The organism is Herbaspirillum sp. C9C3, assembly GCF_013359625.1.
Lineage (GTDB): Bacteria > Pseudomonadota > Gammaproteobacteria > Burkholderiales > Burkholderiaceae_D > Herbaspirillum.
The window spans coordinates 56,650-74,646 of record NZ_JABFMQ010000011.1 but is presented as its reverse complement, the minus strand read 5'-3'; the positions used below and the strand labels follow the sequence as shown (position 1 = coordinate 74,646).

General features: G+C 63.0%; 19 protein-coding genes. 1 reads left to right on the top strand and 18 read right to left on the bottom strand.

The features are described from left to right. Positions 1-26: 26 nt before the first annotated feature. From HNO82_RS12500 to HNO82_RS12415, 18 genes are all read right to left on the bottom strand, one after another. Positions 27-1,097 (bottom strand): 3-oxoacyl-ACP synthase III family protein, encoded by a 1,071-nt coding sequence (locus HNO82_RS12500; protein ID WP_008333052.1) that lies wholly within the window; start codon positions 1,095-1,097, stop codon positions 27-29. Continuing rightward, entirely contained in the window at positions 1,090-1,854 is a 765-nt protein-coding gene (locus HNO82_RS12495; RefSeq protein WP_008333053.1) for an SDR family NAD(P)-dependent oxidoreductase, read from the bottom strand. The genes HNO82_RS12500 and HNO82_RS12495 overlap by 8 nt, the downstream gene beginning before the upstream one ends. After that, complete coding sequence (locus HNO82_RS12490; protein WP_349627559.1) at positions 1,841-3,103, bottom strand: class I adenylate-forming enzyme family protein; 1,263 nt, start codon at positions 3,101-3,103, stop codon at positions 1,841-1,843. Before HNO82_RS12490 ends, HNO82_RS12495 begins: the two co-directional genes overlap by 14 nt. A gap of 8 nt (positions 3,104-3,111) precedes the next feature. Then, a complete protein-coding gene (locus tag HNO82_RS12485) occupies positions 3,112-3,369 on the bottom strand; it encodes an acyl carrier protein (protein ID WP_175343950.1) in 258 nt (85 codons plus the stop codon). After that, positions 3,357-3,935: a GNAT family N-acetyltransferase gene (locus tag HNO82_RS12480; protein ID WP_175343949.1), complete on the bottom strand. Its 579-nt coding sequence runs from the start codon at positions 3,933-3,935 to the stop codon at positions 3,357-3,359. The genes HNO82_RS12485 and HNO82_RS12480 overlap by 13 nt, the downstream gene beginning before the upstream one ends. Beyond that, the gene (locus HNO82_RS12475) at positions 3,932-4,648 is read right to left on the bottom strand and encodes an alpha/beta fold hydrolase (RefSeq protein ID WP_349627562.1); all 717 of its coding nucleotides are present in this window, start codon (positions 4,646-4,648) and stop codon (positions 3,932-3,934) included. Before HNO82_RS12475 ends, HNO82_RS12480 begins: the two co-directional genes overlap by 4 nt. Before the next feature lie 85 nt (positions 4,649-4,733). After that, complete coding sequence (locus HNO82_RS12470) at positions 4,734-5,492, bottom strand: SDR family NAD(P)-dependent oxidoreductase (protein ID WP_008333065.1); 759 nt, start codon at positions 5,490-5,492, stop codon at positions 4,734-4,736. A 24-nt stretch (positions 5,493-5,516) separates the two neighbouring features. After that, positions 5,517-5,744: an acyl carrier protein gene (locus HNO82_RS12465; RefSeq protein ID WP_008333067.1), complete on the bottom strand. Its 228-nt coding sequence runs from the start codon at positions 5,742-5,744 to the stop codon at positions 5,517-5,519. Between the two features lie 123 nt (positions 5,745-5,867). Beyond that, positions 5,868-6,632, bottom strand: a complete 765-nt coding sequence (locus HNO82_RS12460) for an SDR family NAD(P)-dependent oxidoreductase (protein ID WP_175343947.1) — start codon at positions 6,630-6,632, stop codon at positions 5,868-5,870. Beyond that, positions 6,629-7,720, bottom strand: coding sequence for a 3-oxoacyl-ACP synthase III family protein (locus tag HNO82_RS12455; RefSeq protein WP_008333070.1), 1,092 nt, complete (start codon positions 7,718-7,720; stop codon positions 6,629-6,631). Before HNO82_RS12455 ends, HNO82_RS12460 begins: the two co-directional genes overlap by 4 nt. 27 nt (positions 7,721-7,747) lie before the next feature. Beyond that, on the bottom strand, positions 7,748-8,914 hold the full coding sequence (locus HNO82_RS12450) for a class I SAM-dependent methyltransferase (RefSeq protein ID WP_175343946.1): 1,167 nt from the start codon (positions 8,912-8,914) through the stop codon (positions 7,748-7,750). Beyond that, positions 8,911-9,669: a cytidylyltransferase domain-containing protein gene (locus HNO82_RS12445; RefSeq protein ID WP_175343945.1), complete on the bottom strand. Its 759-nt coding sequence runs from the start codon at positions 9,667-9,669 to the stop codon at positions 8,911-8,913. Before HNO82_RS12445 ends, HNO82_RS12450 begins: the two co-directional genes overlap by 4 nt. Next, positions 9,669-10,730 carry a pseudaminic acid synthase gene (gene pseI / locus HNO82_RS12440; RefSeq protein WP_175343944.1) on the bottom strand — a complete coding sequence of 354 codons (1,062 nt, stop codon included), beginning with the start codon at positions 10,728-10,730 and terminating at the stop codon, positions 9,669-9,671. Before pseI ends, HNO82_RS12445 begins: the two co-directional genes overlap by 1 nt. After that, positions 10,727-11,776: a UDP-2,4-diacetamido-2,4,6-trideoxy-beta-L-altropyranose hydrolase gene (pseG, locus tag HNO82_RS12435; RefSeq protein ID WP_175343943.1), complete on the bottom strand. Its 1,050-nt coding sequence runs from the start codon at positions 11,774-11,776 to the stop codon at positions 10,727-10,729. The genes pseI and pseG overlap by 4 nt, the downstream gene beginning before the upstream one ends. A gap of 9 nt (positions 11,777-11,785) precedes the next feature. Then, complete coding sequence (locus HNO82_RS12430) at positions 11,786-12,883, bottom strand: aromatic ring-hydroxylating oxygenase subunit alpha (RefSeq protein WP_249776989.1); 1,098 nt, start codon at positions 12,881-12,883, stop codon at positions 11,786-11,788. Positions 12,884-13,108: 225 nt separating this feature from the next. Then, positions 13,109-14,272: a UDP-4-amino-4,6-dideoxy-N-acetyl-beta-L-altrosamine transaminase gene (gene pseC, locus HNO82_RS12425; RefSeq protein ID WP_175343941.1), complete on the bottom strand. Its 1,164-nt coding sequence runs from the start codon at positions 14,270-14,272 to the stop codon at positions 13,109-13,111. Next, positions 14,272-15,273, bottom strand: a complete 1,002-nt coding sequence (pseB, locus tag HNO82_RS12420) for a UDP-N-acetylglucosamine 4,6-dehydratase (inverting) (RefSeq protein WP_008333091.1) — start codon at positions 15,271-15,273, stop codon at positions 14,272-14,274. Before pseB ends, pseC begins: the two co-directional genes overlap by 1 nt. 62 nt (positions 15,274-15,335) lie before the next feature. Beyond that, positions 15,336-16,328, bottom strand: a complete 993-nt coding sequence (locus tag HNO82_RS12415) for a hypothetical protein (protein WP_175343940.1) — start codon at positions 16,326-16,328, stop codon at positions 15,336-15,338. 299 nt (positions 16,329-16,627) lie between these two features. Between HNO82_RS12415 and glmU the strand changes: the two genes are divergently transcribed. Next, positions 16,628-17,986, top strand: a complete 1,359-nt coding sequence (glmU, locus tag HNO82_RS12410) for a bifunctional UDP-N-acetylglucosamine diphosphorylase/glucosamine-1-phosphate N-acetyltransferase GlmU (protein WP_175343939.1) — start codon at positions 16,628-16,630, stop codon at positions 17,984-17,986. The last annotated feature ends 11 nt before the right edge of the window (positions 17,987-17,997 follow it).

Here is a 17,997-nt window from a genome sequence, read left to right as displayed (position 1 = left end):
CACTGAAGTGACATTTCTGCTCCTGATCAGGAGGATGAAGCCGCCGGACTGGCGACTTCCACGATCTCGCAATACTGCAACGGCGCTGTCCGCCATGCAGCCGAGGCCCAGCGCCAACCTACACCGAAGCCGCTCATGAGCAGATTGAGCGGCGCCGTCGCCTGCACTGCCGGGCCCGCCAGGGCCGAGGCGATCGCCAGCGGGATCGATGCCGAACTGGTATTGCCGAAGCCGTCCAGTGCCAGCACCATCTGCTGCTCGCTGAACCCGACCTTGTTGGCCAGATGCCGCAACATGGTTTCGTTGGCCTGGTGCAGCAGCAGGTAATCGACGTCAGCGTTGTTCCAGCCGGCCACCTCCATGGCCGCGGCGATATTTTTCGGGACCTGGCGCAAGGTGAAGGCGAAGACCTGGGCACCGTCCATGAACAGATGACCGAAACAGGCATCATCTACCGGATGACGCGCAGCGCCATCGCGTACGGTCAGATAGGGCGCGCCACTGCCGTCCACCCCCGGCACCACGGCCAGGAAACCGCTGTCCTGGTCACCGCGCTCCAGCGCGATTGCGCAAACGGCATCACCGAACAGGGGACGGGTATTGTGATCCTGCGGCGGGACGAACTGGGTAGTGGTATCCCCCACCACCAGCAGGGCACGGCGGCCATTGCTGCTGGCCAGCAGACTGGACGCAACCCACAGGCCGTCAACGAAACCGGAACAGCCACTGGTGATATCCAGGCTGCCACAATGCTTGCGCAACCCCAGCCGATGCTGCAGCAAAGGCGCATTGCCGGGGAGCGGGTAGTCAGGGGTCTGCGTCACCACGATCAACAGATCCACACTGTCGGCCGGCCACTGCAGGCCCTCCAGCAACTTGCGTGCCGCGGCCTCGCCAAGATCGCAGGCGGTCATGCCGGGCGGGACCAGGTGGCGGGTGTGGATCCCGGTGGCGGCGGCGACCTTGTGCGCATTCTCGTAGCCCCACTGACGGGTGAGCGTGTCGGCGTCTTCGGTCTGCGCTGGCAGGGCGGCCACCAGGCCCCGCAGGTGGATGCCGGCCAGACGGCTGTGCAGGGCGGATGTGGTATCAGGCATTGATGCCACCATCGATGGTGATGACCTGCCCTGTAATGAATGCCGCCTCGGGAGAGAGCAGGAAGCGCACCATCGGCACCACGTCATCGACACGGCCCAGGCGACCCAGCGGGGTTCTGCGCACGATCTGCTGGCGTCGCTCCGGTTGCAGCGATGAGGACATGTCGGTTTCCATGTAGCCGGGCGCGACCGAATTGACCGTGATGCCGCGTCGGCCCACTTCGCGCGCCAGCGAACGGGTGAAGCCATCGAGCCCGGCCTTGGTCGCGGAATACGGACCGAGGCCGTTATAGCCATGACTGCCGATGATGGAACTGATGTTGATGATGCGACCGGCTCCGCCATGACGCAACATCAGCTGCACGACCGCACGCGTCATCTCGATGGCGCCGACCAGGTTGACGTCGATCATCTTCCTGATTTCGACACTGGGCAGCGTGGCCAGCACGCCATCGCGTGCCACACCGGCATTGTTGATCAGGGCATAGGGGCTCTTGACCTGGTGCCGGGTGCAAGCCTGCCTGACGAACACGGGCACCGCATCTGCATCGGCCACGTCCAGACGACTGTAGCTGAGGCGCGCGCCGAAACGGCTCGCCAGCGCGTCAAGCCCGGCCCCCGGTTCCTCGCTGCGCGCGCAGGTAGCGACCTCATATCCGGCTTCCAGCAGGGCGGTGGCAAACGCCAGGCCCAGGCCCTTGCTGGCACCGGTGACCAGCACCAGTTGGACATCCTGTCCTTGCTCATTGGGAGACATGTTTTCTACCTTTCTTTCCGGACTCCAGGACCACACTGTCCACGAATCGATAGCGCGCCGGTCTGGCTACCGCAGGCAGCAGTTCCACGGCACGCGCCCTGAGTGCCGCTTCCACGACGGCTGGATCACTGCCCTCGCGGGCGCACACCTGAACCACCAGAAGATGGCCGAGAATGGGATTGGGATGCGCAATCACGCACAGGTCGGCCACCCCATCCACCCCTTCCAGCAAGGCTTCCACCTTCTCCGGTACGACCTTGGTCCCGCCGATATTGACGACCGAATCGCGTCGGCCCACGAACTGCACGCGATCGGCCTGCAGCTCCACCAGATCCCCCGTACGCAGCCAGCCATCAAGCTGTGCCGTCGTACCGCCGGCATAGCCCAGCATGCCGCGCGCACTGCGGATCTCCAGTTCTCCTTCATGGATGCGCAAGTGCACCCCTTCCACCGGATGGGTCAGCCACTGCGCCGGAAAGCCGGCCTTGCCGTCGGCAACGGTGAAGCCGACGCCGGCCTCGGTGGAGGCGTAGATGTGTCGCACGCTCGCCTGCGGGAATCGCTGGCTCAGCGCGTCCAGCAGGGGCTGTGAGCAAGCCTCGCCGCCCAGGGTAATCACCTTGAGCGTGCAGGTCGGATCGGCGGGCAAGGCCGCCAACAGGGCGCGCCAGAAGGAAGGAGTGGCGCTCACGTGGGTGGCGCCACTTTGCAGGGCGCTGCAAAGTGCGTGGATGCTGCGTTCGGGTGCCAGCAGACGGGCGCCGTTGACGGCTGCCGTCAACAGCACCTGCAGACCGGCGAAGGATGCGGGTTCATAGCTGAGCAGCCAGACCGCCTGGCTGCCGTGCGGATGATGACGGACGCCGGCCAGCAGCCGTTGCAGCGAATACACCGCAGACTTGGCGCGTCCGGTCGTGCCGGACGTAAACAGCCGCAAGCCGGGCTGCGCGTCGGACTGCTCAGGATCGATCCAGGCCGGCACGCCCGGCGCCAGCTCGCGCGACATCAGGCCGGCATACTGCTCGACCGTGCCTTCGCGCGCCAGGGCGATATCCAGCGGCGCAAGCTGCGCCATGATCACCCCCACCAGAGCTGCGCGCGCACTGCGGGCATCGAGCGTCAGCCTGACGGTGTCGCCCAGCGCCTGCACAGCCTGCTCGGCCAGGCCCAGCAGTTCCTGCAGAGCACACTCGCCCCTGTCATCCTGGAGGACCAATGCTGGCGCAAAGTGCAGTCTGGACGACGCCACGACAGGCCTCAACGCTCGGAATAGATCGCGGCCAGATCACCGACCGTGACGAAGGAGCGAAAGCCTTCGCGGAACGGATCGTGTCCGATCTTCTCTTCCAGAACCAGCAGGAATACCGCAAGGTCCAGCGAATCGATCGGCAGTTCACCATGCAGGAACACCGTATCGGCGCCCAGGGTGGCGGGCACCGGGAAGTTCTTCTGTGCCAGCAACTCGCGCAGGCTTTCAATGATGACGTCGAGAACGTCGGAATTTACGGCTGACACTTGTTCTCCTCTATGCCGAATGCTCTGAGGCTATCAGCGATGCTTTGGGTATTCCAGCGGCGCGCCTCCCACTCCTGGCGGAGCAGTTCGAAGACATGAACGTCCCGATACACGCCGTTCTTGATTATATGCTCTTTGAGTACACCGACTTCCCGCATTCCCAGCAGTCTCTGCAGCTTCAGCACGCGCTGATTGGCGTCGATGATCTGGATGACGTTCTTGTGCATGCCCAGCACGTAGAACAGGTAATCCATGAAGTAGGCATGCACATGTCCCCCGAACTTGCGGGCAGCCTCGACGGTGCCAAAGTAGGAGCCGCAACTGCAGCGACCATTGACACGATCGATATCGGCATAGGAAAGAAAACCGACCGGTTCGCCATCGCCCAGGATCAGGAAATGTTCGTAGTCGCTGCGGGCTTCGCAGCCGGCCAGCCAGCGACGCTGCTGTTCGAGCTGGTCCGGATGTACATCCGAAAACATCATGTCGTTGATGCGTGGCTGCGAGCGCCAGCTCAGGATCAGCGCGGCGTCATCCAGGGTGGGGCGTCGGAAGGTGATGCTCATGCGGGTTGCCTTTGCAAAGATGCGAGGAAGTCGCCGATCCCCGCCGTCAGCCAGGCAGGCCGCAGAATGTGGGGAATGTGGCCGCCATCCTCGTTGAGCATGAGGTCCGGCGCAGGCGGGAAGGACGAACTCTCCGGCAGGGGAACGATACGATCATCGCGACTCCAGAAGAATCGCAGCGGCATGGGCAGCGCCTCCCAGTTCACGGTCCGCGCCTCACCGGAGGCGGCAGTCACGATCATGTCCTCCAGCATCGCCGTCAGTATCGTCCTGCGCTGGGCACTGCCCATCTGTTCCAGGTGATGACGCGCCATGCGCGGTACGCTGTCGCAGCTCCGTCCGGCCAGCGATTGTGCATACGCCAGCGCCTTGTCGAGATCATCGGCCGCCAGCGCCTGGCGCAGCAGGGGAAGATTGAAGCGGCTGTCCAGTCCGGCGCAGGCCACCAGCGACAGCGAGGCGAATCGATCCGGCGCACGCAATGCCCCCTGCAAGGCAATCCAGGCGCCGAAAGAATGGGCCACGACATGGCAGCGCGACACCTCGAGAGCGTCCAGCGCATCCTCCAGCCAGCCGGCCGGATGACCGGACCATGAGGCCAGATTGCGCCCATGACCGGGCAAATCCAGCGCCATGATCCTTCCGTACCGCGCCAGAGGCACGATGCAGTACTGCCAGGAAAACATGTCGCCCAGAAAACCGTGCAGCATCACGATCGGCAAGGAGCTCTCCCGGCCATGAGTGAGCACATGATGCCGGGCGCGCCGACCGGAAACCGTCGTGACTTCCATGAAAGACCTAGCCGACCATATGACCGCCATCTACGGTCAGGTTGGTGCCGGTGATCCACTTGCTGGCGTCCGAGAGCAGGAAGGCGATGGGTGCCGCGACGTCCTCGGGCTGTCCCATGCCCATGGGATGGCGTTGCAGGATGGAGGCGACCTGGGACTCGTTCATCTCGGCAAAGGCCTTGCGCGACATGGCCGTATCGATCATGGCGGGCGCAACGGAATTAACCCGGATACCATCGCGCAACAGCTCCATGGCCAGGCCGCGCGCGGCAGACATCAGGCCGGCCTTGCTGGCACCGTAGACCACATTGCCCGGCTGACCGAGAAAACCACCGATCGACGACACCAGGACCATGGAGGCAGCAGGCGCGGCACATCCTTTCTGCCGCATGCCTCGGGCCAGGGCCAGGGCCGAGCCCAGGTTGGTGTGCATGATTCTGTCGAAATGCGCAGTACTGAAACTGCGTACGGGAAGCGTCTGCTGCACGCCTACGCAATAGACCATGCCATGCAGCGGCCCTTGCCGGCACACTTCGTTCTTGAACCAGGCGGGCACCTCATCGAGGCGGGTAACGTCAAAGGGAGCAATGGCATGGCCCTCGCCGGCGAGTTCGGGCAGCACGGCCTCGAGGCGCTCGCCGTCACGGCCGTTGAGGATCACGCTGGCGCCAAGGCTGGCGACCAGGATGGCGGCAGCACGTCCGATGCCGGCCGAGGCGCCTGCGATGAGGATGCGCCGACCGGCAAGATCGAAGGGATCAGTCATGGCACCGCCGCAACAGCAGCCGGTTCAGTTGCCAGCCTTGGCCAGTGCGACCAGGTCACCGATGGTCTTGGCCTTTTGCAGATCGTCGCCCGCCAGGACGTGACCGGCCTTTTCATCGACCAGGGCGATGAAGCTGATGGTCGCCAGCGAATCCCAGGTATCGAGGGTATCGAGCGGCGTGGCAGCGGAAATCTCGCTGGCATCCACTTCGAGAATTTCGGCGAGTGCGTTGATGATGTCTTGATCGTTCACTATGGGCCTCTGTACGCAAATTGACTGGAAGGCATCTTAACACCCGCATCACGGCTTCATACAAGTAAGAAACGCCGGTTTTCCCGGTCAATTCTAACGGGGCCAGGCCGGGCGGAAACCCGCTCAGCCAGCCAGATAGCCGCCATCCACGGGCAGCGTTGCCCCGGTGATCCAGGCACTGTCAGGCCCCAGAAGAAAGGCGCATGCCTTGGCGATATCAAGCGGCCGCACCAGTCCCAGCGGATGGGCCTGCAGCAGCGCCTGACGCTGCGCCTCGGCCAGCAGCTGGAACTGTTCATCGGCCTTGGGGCCCTGCACGACGGCGGGGGCCAGGCAGTTGACGCGAATCGGCTTGTCAGCCAGCTCCAGCGCAAGCGACTGGGTCAGCGACACCAGCGCGGCCTTGGACGCCGCATAGAGGCTGCGGGCTTTCTGCCCGCGCAGCCCGGCAACGGAACCGATGAGCACCATGCTGGCACCGGCCGCAGAGACGCCCTTCTGACGCAGGCCCTTGGCCAGCATCAGAGGCGCGGCCACGTTGACATGAAAATACCGGTCGAACTGCTCGGCATTGATGCGGCTCAAGGGCGAATATCCCTGGAACGACGCCGAATGCACCAGCCCGTTCAGAGCAGTCTCAGCGGCGATGGCCTTGATCCGTGCCGGGATTGCATCCAGCTCGGCCAGGTCCATCACTTCCACGGTGTGACGCTCAGGATGGGCGATGGTATCCCGCGTCTGTTCCAGCGCATCCCTTCGCCGCCCCAGCAGGACCAGCGCAGCGCCCAGGTCGGCCAGCTCCCGGCAGATGCTCAGCCCGATGGCCGAATCGGCGGACGCGCCGGTGACCAGGATGCGCTGTCCCTGCCATTTCCCTGACTCGCTCATCGTCCGCCGAGCCGCAGTGGCGGGAAATCGTCAGGGATCTCGATGACCGCCGGTGCCGGGATCGGCCCGACGTCGGCGACCAATGAGGCCCACGACCAACCGACCCCGAAGCCGGCCAGCATGAGCTTGCGGGTGCCCTTGCCCAGTTGTTCGGCCAGACTGCTGCAAATGGCCAGTGGAATCGACGCCGAACTGGTATTGCCGTAATCGTGAAGATCAACGATGAAGCGCTCGGCATCGACGGCGATCTTGCGGCGGATCTGGTCGAGCATCAGCTTGTTGGCCTGGTGCAATACGAAATGATCGATCTGCTCGCTGCTCACCCCGGCCAGTTCCAGATTGGCCTTGACCAGGGGCGGCACTGCACGCAAGGAGAAGGAAAATACCTCGGGACCATTCAGGCTCAAGCGGGCATCGCGATAGGCCGCTTCATGCTGCTCCGCATTCATCGGCTGCTCTTGCGGAATGAGCGGGTTGCGACGACCACCGGCCTTGACGACGATATGCGGTGCACCCCGTCCGTCGGTGCCCATGACCACGTGCATGGCGCCACTGCCCGGCCGTTTCTCCAGCGCGACAGCGGCACCGGCGTCACCGAACAGGGGGCGGGTGGAGCGGTCATCGGGCATCAGATGCCTGGTGCTGGTATCGCCGCACAGCACGAGTGCCCGCTTGCCACTGGCCCCGGAGAGCATGGTGGAGGCGATCCAGGTCGCATAGATGAAGCCCGAGCAACCGAGGTTGATATCAAGCGCTGCGCAACTGGTTGGCAAACCCAGGCGATTCTGGATCAGACAGGCCGTGGCGGGGAGGTTGTAATCGCTGTCCTGGGAAACGAAGATCAGCACTTCCACCGTCGACGGATCCCATTGCAGCGACTTCAGCAGATCCTCCGCTGCGGCCACGCACATGTCGGAGGCACACAGATGCGGCGGCAACACGCGGCGCTCGTAGATGCCGGTACTCTGCTCCAGCTTTTCCGCCTCGGCGGGAGTGAAGATGCCGGGTTCCCTGACGTAGGAATGACGATGGACCGGGACGGCGACCCGGAACCCTGCGAAAGCGATGTCTTGGACTGTGGCGTGCATGGCGGCGATCCTGAATATCAGAGTACGTTACTGGGCATAGAGGTCGACAAGTCTAGCGTCGAACTCTTCAGACCGGGCAAAATTAATCATGCTGCGGCGGGTACCGGAATAGGCGGGCATGAGGATCACCGGCCCCTCCTGATTCCGGATATCGGACGAGGACAGTATCTGCTGGCCATGGATCGTCGCACCGGCCAGCGCACGATCGACAATGCGTACCCGACCGCTTTCCAGCAGGGCCCCTGTCTGCGGGTGCTCTTCGAGCATGCGCCAGAGATCACCACCGGCGCCCCACAGCAGGACCGGACCGGCGCACATCAGACTGCGCGCGATCTGCTCCCTGGTCTCGACACCCGCTTGCAGACTGGCGCGCAGCCTGGCCGCCGGTTCGTCGGCGGGCGCGGCGCGCGCCCGCATGCGCAAACGCGGGATTCCCCCTGTGACCTGTGTATCGACATGCTCGACCAGCAAGCCGACCGATGCCATCAGTTTTGCCAGCGAGTCTGCGGTGAAATAGTTGATATGCTGCGGATGGATCAGATTGCACACATCCGGACGACCGACGTCAACGGCGGAGAAGTCCGGCGTCTCGATGTAAATCACCCCGCCGCAATGTTGCACCAGCTTCTTGAGCTGCCGCAGGAAGCGACGCGGATCGAGGACGTGCTCGATGACATGGGAGGACATGACGGCATCGACGGGTGTTCCGGCCTGCACCAGCGCCATGAGATCCGTGGTGTTCAGATCGGCCTGCCGGAACGCAAACCGGTCCGGCAGCATGCGATTGAAATCAATGCCCAGCAGGCGTGGCAAGGCAATGTCGAAGCGTTCGGCCAGCGTGACCAGCAGCGGACCATTGCCGCACCCCACGTCGATGATCAGCCCTGCCGAGGACTTCAGCGCCGCGCCACCGGCAAGCTCCACCATCTCCGCATAGGGCTGCAGGGCATCGGCCCCCTTGAGGTCGCCCCAGGACACCGGTTGCTGACTCTCCTGTGCATAGAGCCTGGAAAAGACGGCGGCATCGTATTGCTCAATCGTGCGGACATGCCCGCAATTGCGACACGCACCCAAGGCGAATTCCTGCTCGACGCGTTGCAGTGAGGTCCCCTCGCGGCGGGTCTCGCCGGCGTGGACCGCACCAATGCGATCCCATTCATCGCCATCACAGATGACGCAACGGATGCTGTTCATGCGCTCTCTCCTTTCTGCCGGACATGCTGGTTCAATTGCCCCCAGTCGGGATGCTGTCGCATCACCGCATCGCAATCGCGCCAGGAGAAATCCGGATGCCCGGGCAACAATACTTCCATGATCCGGGAGACCAGTTCAAAATCGGCCGGCTCATCCACACACCACCGCCAACCCGGCGCTCCGGCGGGATCGCTTGCTCCCGCCGCTACGGCGCGCAGGTGATAGCGTTCCGGACGATGATAGATATAGGGCGTGACGTGCTCGCGCTCATAGGGAGTCGTCGCACTGTCCTGGTCGGCCTGATCGAGCAATGCACGTCGGAAGACCTCCACGTCCAGACCGCGGGGATAGAAATTCATGTCCAGATGCGCATAGTCCACCTGCGGATCCTCAAGCACGGCCGCGACCACCTGATCCAGCAAGACCGGATCGATCAGCGGACAGTCCGAGGTCACGCGCACGATCACCTCAGCCTCGGCCATCCTGGCGGCGATGACGAAACGGGCCAGGACGTCATGCTCTGGACCGCGCGCCACCTTCACGCCCAGCCTTGCGCCGAGCGCGGCGATTTCATCATCGCTGGCGTTGGTCGTAGTGGCCAGCACCACCTCATCAACCGTGACGCTGCGTTGCAGGCGCCCGATGTGGTGCGCCAGCAGAGTCTTGCCCATGACGTCGAGCAGGACCTTGCGCGGCAGTCGGGTCGAGGTAGTCCGCGCCTGCGTGATGCAGACGACCTTGGGTCGATGGCTCATCAGCGCTGCTCGGAAAGCCTTACCATGGGCCAGGCCAACGGCTCGCCCCGCTTGATGTCGCGGCTGGCGCTGGCACCGATGACCGTGTCGAGATGCTTGGGCGGCAGCCCCAGTCCCGGGCGGATGGAGCGCACGTTCTCGGCGGTGAAGGCGGCACCGGCGGCGATATCCTGCACGGCATAGAGCGAACGGCGATAGTCGCGTCCCTTTCCTTCGCCCGGCGTCGGACCGTAGGTCACTTCGCCCAGGCAATCGAAGGCCGTGCGCGCCGCCACCACCAGTTGACGCAGTTCTTCCGGCTCCAGCGAAAACGCCGAATCCACGCCGCCGTCAGCGCGCGCCAGGCACAGGTGCTTTTCGATGACGCTGGCACCCAGAGCCACCGCAGCGGTCGGCACGGCAGTGCCATGGGTATGATCGGACAGGCCGGCCGGTGCCTGGAAGGCTTGCGACAGATGAGGGATCGTGCGCAGATTGCTCTCGCGCGGATCGCTGGGATAAGCGCTCACACAATGCAGCAGAATGACGCCATCGGCGCCTCCCTGGCGGGCTGTCTCCACCGCTTCCTCGATCTCGGCCAGCGTGGCCAGACCGGTCGACATGATCAGCGGCTTGCCGAAACTGGCCGCATAGCGGATCAGGGGCAAGTCGTTGAGCTCGAAGGAGGCGATCTTGAAGGCTGGCGCCCCAAGCTCATCAAGCATCTTCACTGCGGCGCGGTCAAACGGACTGCTGAACAGAGCAATGCCGCGCTTGCGCGCATGTTCGAACAACGCAGGGTGCCACTCGTAGGGCGTGGCCGCTTCCTGGTAGAGGTCATACAGGCTGCGCCCGGCCCACAACCCGCCCTCGATGACAAAGCCGGGCGCGGTGGAGTCGATCGTCATGCTGTCTGCCGTATAGGTCTGCATCTTGACGGCATCGGCCCCCGCATCGGCGGCTGCATCAATGAGCGCGATGGCGCGCGCGATCTCTCCGTTATGGTTGCCCGACATCTCCGCAATGATGTACGGAGGATGTCCCGGCCCAATCACGCGATCGGCGATCTTGACATGATTCATGACGCAAGTCTTTCCCTAAAATGTGTTGTAAGAAGCGCGTTGGCCACACGCACGGCACCCTGGCCATCGACCACACCGCGCAGTCCCTGCACGAGGCGTTCCCGTCCCGGCAGATCTTGCCACATTGCCGCCGCCATCGTGGCGATGTGTTCCGGCGCTGCGGCCGTGCGGCCATCCACGCAGGGATACGGACCATCGACACTGGCGGCCACCTGATTCTGCGCCACCACCACCGACAGCGCCGGCAGCCCCAGCGCCACCAGTTCGCCGATGGTGCCACCGGCTGCCGACACCACCAGCCCGGCACCAAGAAACAGCGGCACCACCGACGGCGGATTGACCACAACCCGTACTGCCGGACTTAGTTTATCGGCCAGGTCCTGCAAATCTTGATGATGCGCATAGGCTGCACCGGCCAGCACGGTCAACCCGACGTTGGCCGGCAAGCGTTCACGCAACAGTGGCAGCAAGGCCATCGAGAGATTGAGCGGATCCGACCCGCCAAAGCTGATGAGCACCTGCTCACGTGCAGCCAGCGCCTGCTGCGGCTGTGCGGCGGCGTGGCGGATGTCGCGACGGATCAGCGCCATCCTCGGCCCCAGCAGCAGCAAGGCTTGCGCCGAGATCGCCGCGTAGGCGTCCCGGGGCGCGTTGGGGGAGGCATCGATGATGAGATCGGCGGCCACGTCCTGATGCTCGGCACTGTCCCACAGCACCCCGAGCGGGGCCTCTCGGGCCACGGCACGCAGGTAGGCGTCATCGAGATGATAGCCGTCCACGACGGTGATACGCGGCCTGAGCACGCGCATCAATTCCCGCAGAGCGGCCAGGTCCTCTTCACTGTTGGCCGGCCCCGGCAGCGCGATCAACTGGGCGGGGATGGCCGCCATCATCGCCTGCGCCGCCGCCAGCGGATCGACCATGGCAAACACGACCGTGCCGCCCTGTTCGGTGATGGCTTCGGCAATGGCACGGCAGCGCATCAGGTGGCCCATGCCCATCGCCGCAGTTGCATCGACGCGAAACAGGACCAGGGAAGAGGACATGACGGGCTCTCAGTCGCGCTTGGCATTCTCACCGGAAGCCAGACTCATCCAGTGATGCCAGTGTTGATGGAACTTGCGGATGCGCGCTTCGTTGCTGCCGTGAACCGGGGCCATGCTCATCTGCGCGTTGCCCTTCTGCACCTGCTCCATGATGTGCTGATCTTCCCCGAGAATGACCCGGTTGAAGGTGGTCACGTTCTCCACCACCGCCTTGCGCACCGCGGCCTGACGCCCCGCTTCGAGGTCGCTGGCGGCCATGAAGATACGGTAATGCAGCTCATTGGTCTGCGGTGTGAGCGGCGTATAGGTCTGCACGCTCATGAGGCAGCCATGGGACAGACCGATGGCCAGGTTCGGGAAGATGAAGAAGTGGTCATAGTTCGGGAAACGCTGGCTCTGGTGCAGCTTGAGGCGCTGACGCACCCCATCCCACCATTTGGCGCTGTTCTCGGAAAGATAGGCCACACCGTTGTTGAAGCCTTCGCCGACATCGATCTCCCAGCGTGCCTGCACGTAATTCTTGAAACTCTCCGGGTGCACCAGGCCCACATGGTAGACCTCCAGCACACTCTCCACGCCCAGCTTCCAGTTGGCCTGCCAGAGGCTGCGCTGGTCATCGACCTGGTCCGTGAATATCTCCGAGAGATGCAGCAGGATGTCCGCGTAAGGGCCCAGGTATTGCGGCAGGGACGGCCCCTCTTCGGCCAGCCGTACGAACAGGAAGCGACCGCACTGCTCCAGCTTGAAACTGCGCAGCGCACGGGCCTTGCGGCCGGCGTCATCGAGCTGGAAGTACTTGGCATTGCCGGGGATGAAGGGCGTGCCCTCCTTGTCGTAGGTCCAGCCATGATAAGGACACGTCAGCGCGCGCTTGCCGCATTTCTCTTCCTGGATCTTGGCGAAACGATGCGTGCAGACATTGTGCAGCGCGCGCAGCTCGCCCTGAAAGTTCTGGACCACGACCGAGGTGCCGCCGATCTCCACCGTCAGGAACTGACCATGCTCGGCGACCTGTTCGGCAAAACCGACGAAATTCCAGCAGCGGGCAAAGATGCGTTCGCGCTCCTGTTGCTGGACGCTGTCTTCGAAATAATAGCCAGGCTGCATCGAGACATCCTGGTCCGTTGCAGCCGGGAAAGCGTCAGGAAATGGCGACGAAGAAGTCATTGAAGTTTCCGTATTCGTATCAGATTGAGTGGGCTTGCCGTGCCCGGCGCAGTGGTCATCTCGTCACCGGTCAGCAGCTGCAACATTATCGTTGCCGGCACAAGCCACGCTCAGCAAGACTTCACGCCGGGTTGCAGCACCTCAACTGAAGCGAAAATAACAGCGCTAGGCAAGGTAAAAAGCCAGTCGTTCGCAGATGAAATCCTGCTGCGCCTCACTGAGACCCGGATACATGGGCAACGAGATCGCATGGGCGTAATAGTGCTCGGCATGCGGGAACTGGGCAGGATCGCAACTCACCCGTTGGCGATAATAAGGCTGCCGGTAGACCGGCAGGTAATGCACGTTGACCAGGATGCCGTCCGCGCGCAAGCCATCGAAGACGGCCTTGCGATCACGCCCGGCTTGCTCGCCCACCAGCACGACGTAGAGGTGCATGCCGGAATAGGTCTGCGGCAACTGCCACGGAAGCTGAAGTGGCAAGTCGGCCAGCAGGCTATCGTAGCGCTGCGCAATACGGTGCCGCTGCGCCACCACCTGCTCCAGGCGCTTGGCCTGGCTGCTGCCCAGGGCGGCCTGCATATCGGTCATGCGATAGTTGAAGCCCAGATCGATCTGCTCGTAATACCAGTCGCCGTGAGGGGGCTCCTGCATCAGCCCGGCCTCGCGCGTAATGCCGTGGCTGCGCAGCAGACGCAGGCGGCTCGCCAGCAGGTCGCTCCGGGTCAGCGCGGCGCCACCCTCCCCGGTCGTGATGATCTTGACCGGATGAAAGCTGAAGACGGTGATATCACTGTAGCGGCAATTGCCGATGGGCTCGCCCGCGTATGTTCCACCGATGGCATGGGACGCGTCTTCGATCACCTTGAACCCATATTGCGCAGCCAACGCGCCGATGGCCCGCATGTCGCAAGACTGGCCACACAGGTGCACGGGGATGACCACCTTGGGCAGTCGTCCGCTGCGGCTGGCCTGCTCGAGCTTGGCCGCCAGGGCTTGCGGGTCCATGTTCCAGGTGCGCGGATCGATATCGACGAAGTCGACCTCGGCACCGCAATACAGTGCGCAATTGGCGCTGGCCACAAAGGTGATCGGCGAGGTCCAGACCAGGTCGCCCGGTCCGACCTCCAGCGCACGGCAGGCGATGTGCAGGGCCGCCGTGGCATTGGAGAAAGCCACGGCATGACTGGCCTGGCAATGCGCCTGCAGCGTCTGCTCAAAGGCAGGGACGGCAGGTCCCTGGGTGAGAAAATCCGATCGCAGGATCTCGACCACGGCATCGATATCGTCCTGCGTGACGTCCTGTCGGCCGTAAGGAATGGGAGTCATCAGAGTTTTCCGACGACATTGCGATGCGCCGCAATCCACCCTGCCAACTCTTGCGAGGACATCCACTCCTGGTTGTTGTCGGACGAATAGACGAAATCGGCAGCGACCTTGTGACCATCGCGAATCCGGGCCGGATCTTCGCTCCATTTGTGAATGGCCGGCAGGATCTTGAAATGCTCGGGATATTCGTAGGTGTAGGGCGCATCCTCGATGCCGATCATCTGCTCATGCAGCTTCTCGCCGGGACGCACGCCGACGATGTCGAACTCGGCATCGGCACGCACTGCACGGGCGATATCCGGCAGTCGCATCGAGGGAATTTTCTTGACGTAGATTTCCCCGCCCACCATGTCCTCGAAGGCATGCCATACCAGTTCCACACCCTGCTCCAGCGTGATCATGAAGCGCGTCATGCGCTCATCGGTGATGGGAAATTTTTTCCCGCTCTCCGCCAGCGCCATGAAATGAGGAATCACCGAACCGCGCGACCCCATGACGTTACCGTAACGCACCACCGCAAAGCGGGTCTCGTTGCCGCCCGAATACGAATTGCCGGCCACGAAGAGTTTGTCCGAGGCCAGCTTGGTGGCACCATAGAGATTGGCGGGACTGCTGGCCTTGTCGGTAGAAAGCGCCACCACGCGCTTGACGCCGTGATCGATGCAGGCGTCGATGAGATTCATGGCGCCGATGACATTGGTCTTGACGCATTCGAAGGGATTGTATTCTGCCGTCGGCACGATCTTGGTGGCGGCGGCGTGGACAACGTAATCGATGCCGGAGAGGGCGCGTCCCAGACGATCCTTGTCGCGCACATCACCGATGAAGAAGCGCACGCGGCTATCGTCGGCATACAGCTTGGCCATTTCCCACTGCTTCATTTCATCGCGAGAGAAGATCACGAGTCGGCGCGGGTTGTATTTGGCCAGGGTCATCGGAACAAAGGTATGGCCGAATGACCCGGTACCACCGGTAACGAGAATGGACTGGTTGGTAAGCATGATGTGCCGTTGCGGTAAGTGAGATGGCTGCGATGCCGGGCGCGTGGATCAGGGATCCGTCTTCAGTCCAGTTTGACCGGGACGACGCTCTCCTCCCCGCGGAACTGGCGGACATACAGCAAGGCGGAAGAATCGTTGACCACGATGAACTTCGTGAAGTTGTACAAGGCCGGTTCATAGCCGACCGGGAAATCGTTCATGTCGAAGAAATCACGGTAGCCGGTCCCCATCGCATAGAAATTGTTCTTGAACCCTTCGTTGAAATACGCGTCATCGGCCGGGTGGAACTTGATGACCAGTGCACCGCCGACGTTTTTCACCAGGGCCGCCTGCATGCGCACCATCATCAGCAGGCCATACAGGAACTTGTCCAGCAGGGGCTTGTTCTTCTCGTGCTCGGCAACGAAGTTGATCAGGCACGGCAGCAGACACAGCCAGACGGTCTCATTGGCCGGAATGATCTCGCGCGTGCTCATCGGCAGCACCGTGACCTCGGAGAGGGTTGGGAAGGCCTTGTCCGAGACGCAGAAGGCGCCGGCAAAACCGGGCAGGCGCGGATTGAAGAACCAGGAATCCATCGCATTGAGACCGGCCAGACGCTGGCGGTCGATCTGGAGCACATCCAGGATGCCTCGACGCTCGAGCTCATCGGTGAGCAGACCGACATCGATCTCCGGGCTGGTCCATGGCGTGAGAACGTTGGAGGGATCGTAGGCGGCCGTCCCTTCCTCGATGTAGTGCACCTTGCGCACCACCCCGGCCATGCTGAAGAGCTTGCCCACCAGAAAACCACTGTGCGGCACGTAGAGGTTCAGGCCGATCGCGGCATAGCCCTTCAGGACTGCGCAGATCTTTTCCAGATAATCGCAGGTGCGCGAGATCGACCACACGCCATCGTTTTCCACGCTGATGAAGGGCCCGTCCCATTGCGTGTTGCGCCCGCAGACCACGAGCAGCTCGTTTTCCAGATAGCCATTCTCGACAAGATGACGCCCGATCGAATAGGTGATCGGACTGTGCATGTAGAGCAGATCAAAAGTTTTTTCAGTTGCCATGGAGTCGCCTGGGCGCCAAAGGTGGGCGCAACCGTAAGAAGGAAACATTGAAGACGCAATGCCTCACGGGTAGACGCATCAACATTGTTTTTAGTCATTTAATCATGGTCGTCTGCAACTACATCAGGAGATTAATATGACTTTTGAGGTTTATTCCTGATTTATGAAATTGCCACCAATGCAACATCCAGACCGGGATACCGGGCGCTCAATCCCCTGGGGAATGGATGGTGCGCATGGTAGACTCCGCGCTCCAGTTTCGGTCCTTTTTTCTTTTGCCTCCTTGGCTTCACACTGCCATGAACATCGTCATTCTCGCCGCCGGCATGGGCAAACGCATGCAATCCTCCCTGCCCAAGGTCCTGCATCCGCTGGCCGGCAAGCCCCTGCTGGGCCATGTCATCGATACCGCGCGCCAGCTTGCGCCCACGCAGCTGTGCGTGATCTACGGCCATGGCGGCGATGCCGTACCGCAGGCTTTCGCCGGCCAGGGCCTGGCCTTTGCCCTGCAGCAACCGCAGCTGGGTACCGGGCATGCAGTCATGCAGGCCGCGCCGCATCTTGACGATGACGTACCTACCCTGGTGCTGTATGGCGATGTGCCGCTGACCACCGCGGCTTCCCTGCGGCGCCTGCTGGAGGCCGCCGGCCACGACAAGCTGGGCGTGCTGACCGTGACCCTGGACGACCCCACCGGCTATGGCCGCATCGTGCGCGAGGACGGCCGGATCAAGCGCATCGTCGAGCAGAAGGATGCCAGCGCGGCCGAGCGCGCCATCCGCGAAGTCAATACCGGCATCATCGTTGCGCCCACGGCGCGGCTGCGCCAGTGGCTCGCCAATCTCTCCAACAACAATGCCCAGGGCGAGTACTACCTGACCGACGTGATCGCGGCCGCCGTGGCCGATGGCGTGGAAGTGGTCTCGGCCCAACCCGATGACGTAACCGAGACCCTGGGCGTGAACAGCAAGGTGCAACTGGCCGAGCTGGAGCGCGTCCACCAGCGCAACATCGCCCATGGCCTGCTGGAAACCGGCGTGACCCTGGCCGACCCGGCCCGCATCGATGTGCGCGGCGTGCTGGAATGTGCACGTGATGTGAGCATCGACGTCAACTGCGTCTTCGAAGGCCAGGTCAGCATCGGCGAAGGCAGCAGCATCGGTGCCCACTGCGTGATCCGCAATGCGCGCATCGGTGCCGGCGTGACCATCAAGCCCTTCACCCATATCGAAGATGCGGTGGTCGGCGCCGGCGCACAGATCGGCCCCTACGCGCGCCTGCGCCCCGGCACCGAACTGGCGCAGGACGTGCACATCGGCAACTTCGTCGAAGTCAAGAACAGCATCGTGGGCGTGGGCAGCAAAGCCAATCACCTGGCCTACGTGGGCGATGCCGACGTGGGCAGCGGCGTCAATGTCGGCGCCGGGGTGATTACCTGCAACTACGACGGCGCCAACAAATTCCGCACCATCATCGAAGACGACGCCTTCATCGGCAGCGACAGCCAGCTGGTCGCTCCGGTGCGCGTGGGCAAGGGTGCCACCATCGGCGCGGGCACCACGCTGACCAAGGACGCCCCGGCCGGGCAACTGACCTTGTCGCGCGCCAAACAGCTGTCTCTGGCGGGCTGGCAACGACCGGTCAAGATCAAGAAATAGGCGCGTGCCCT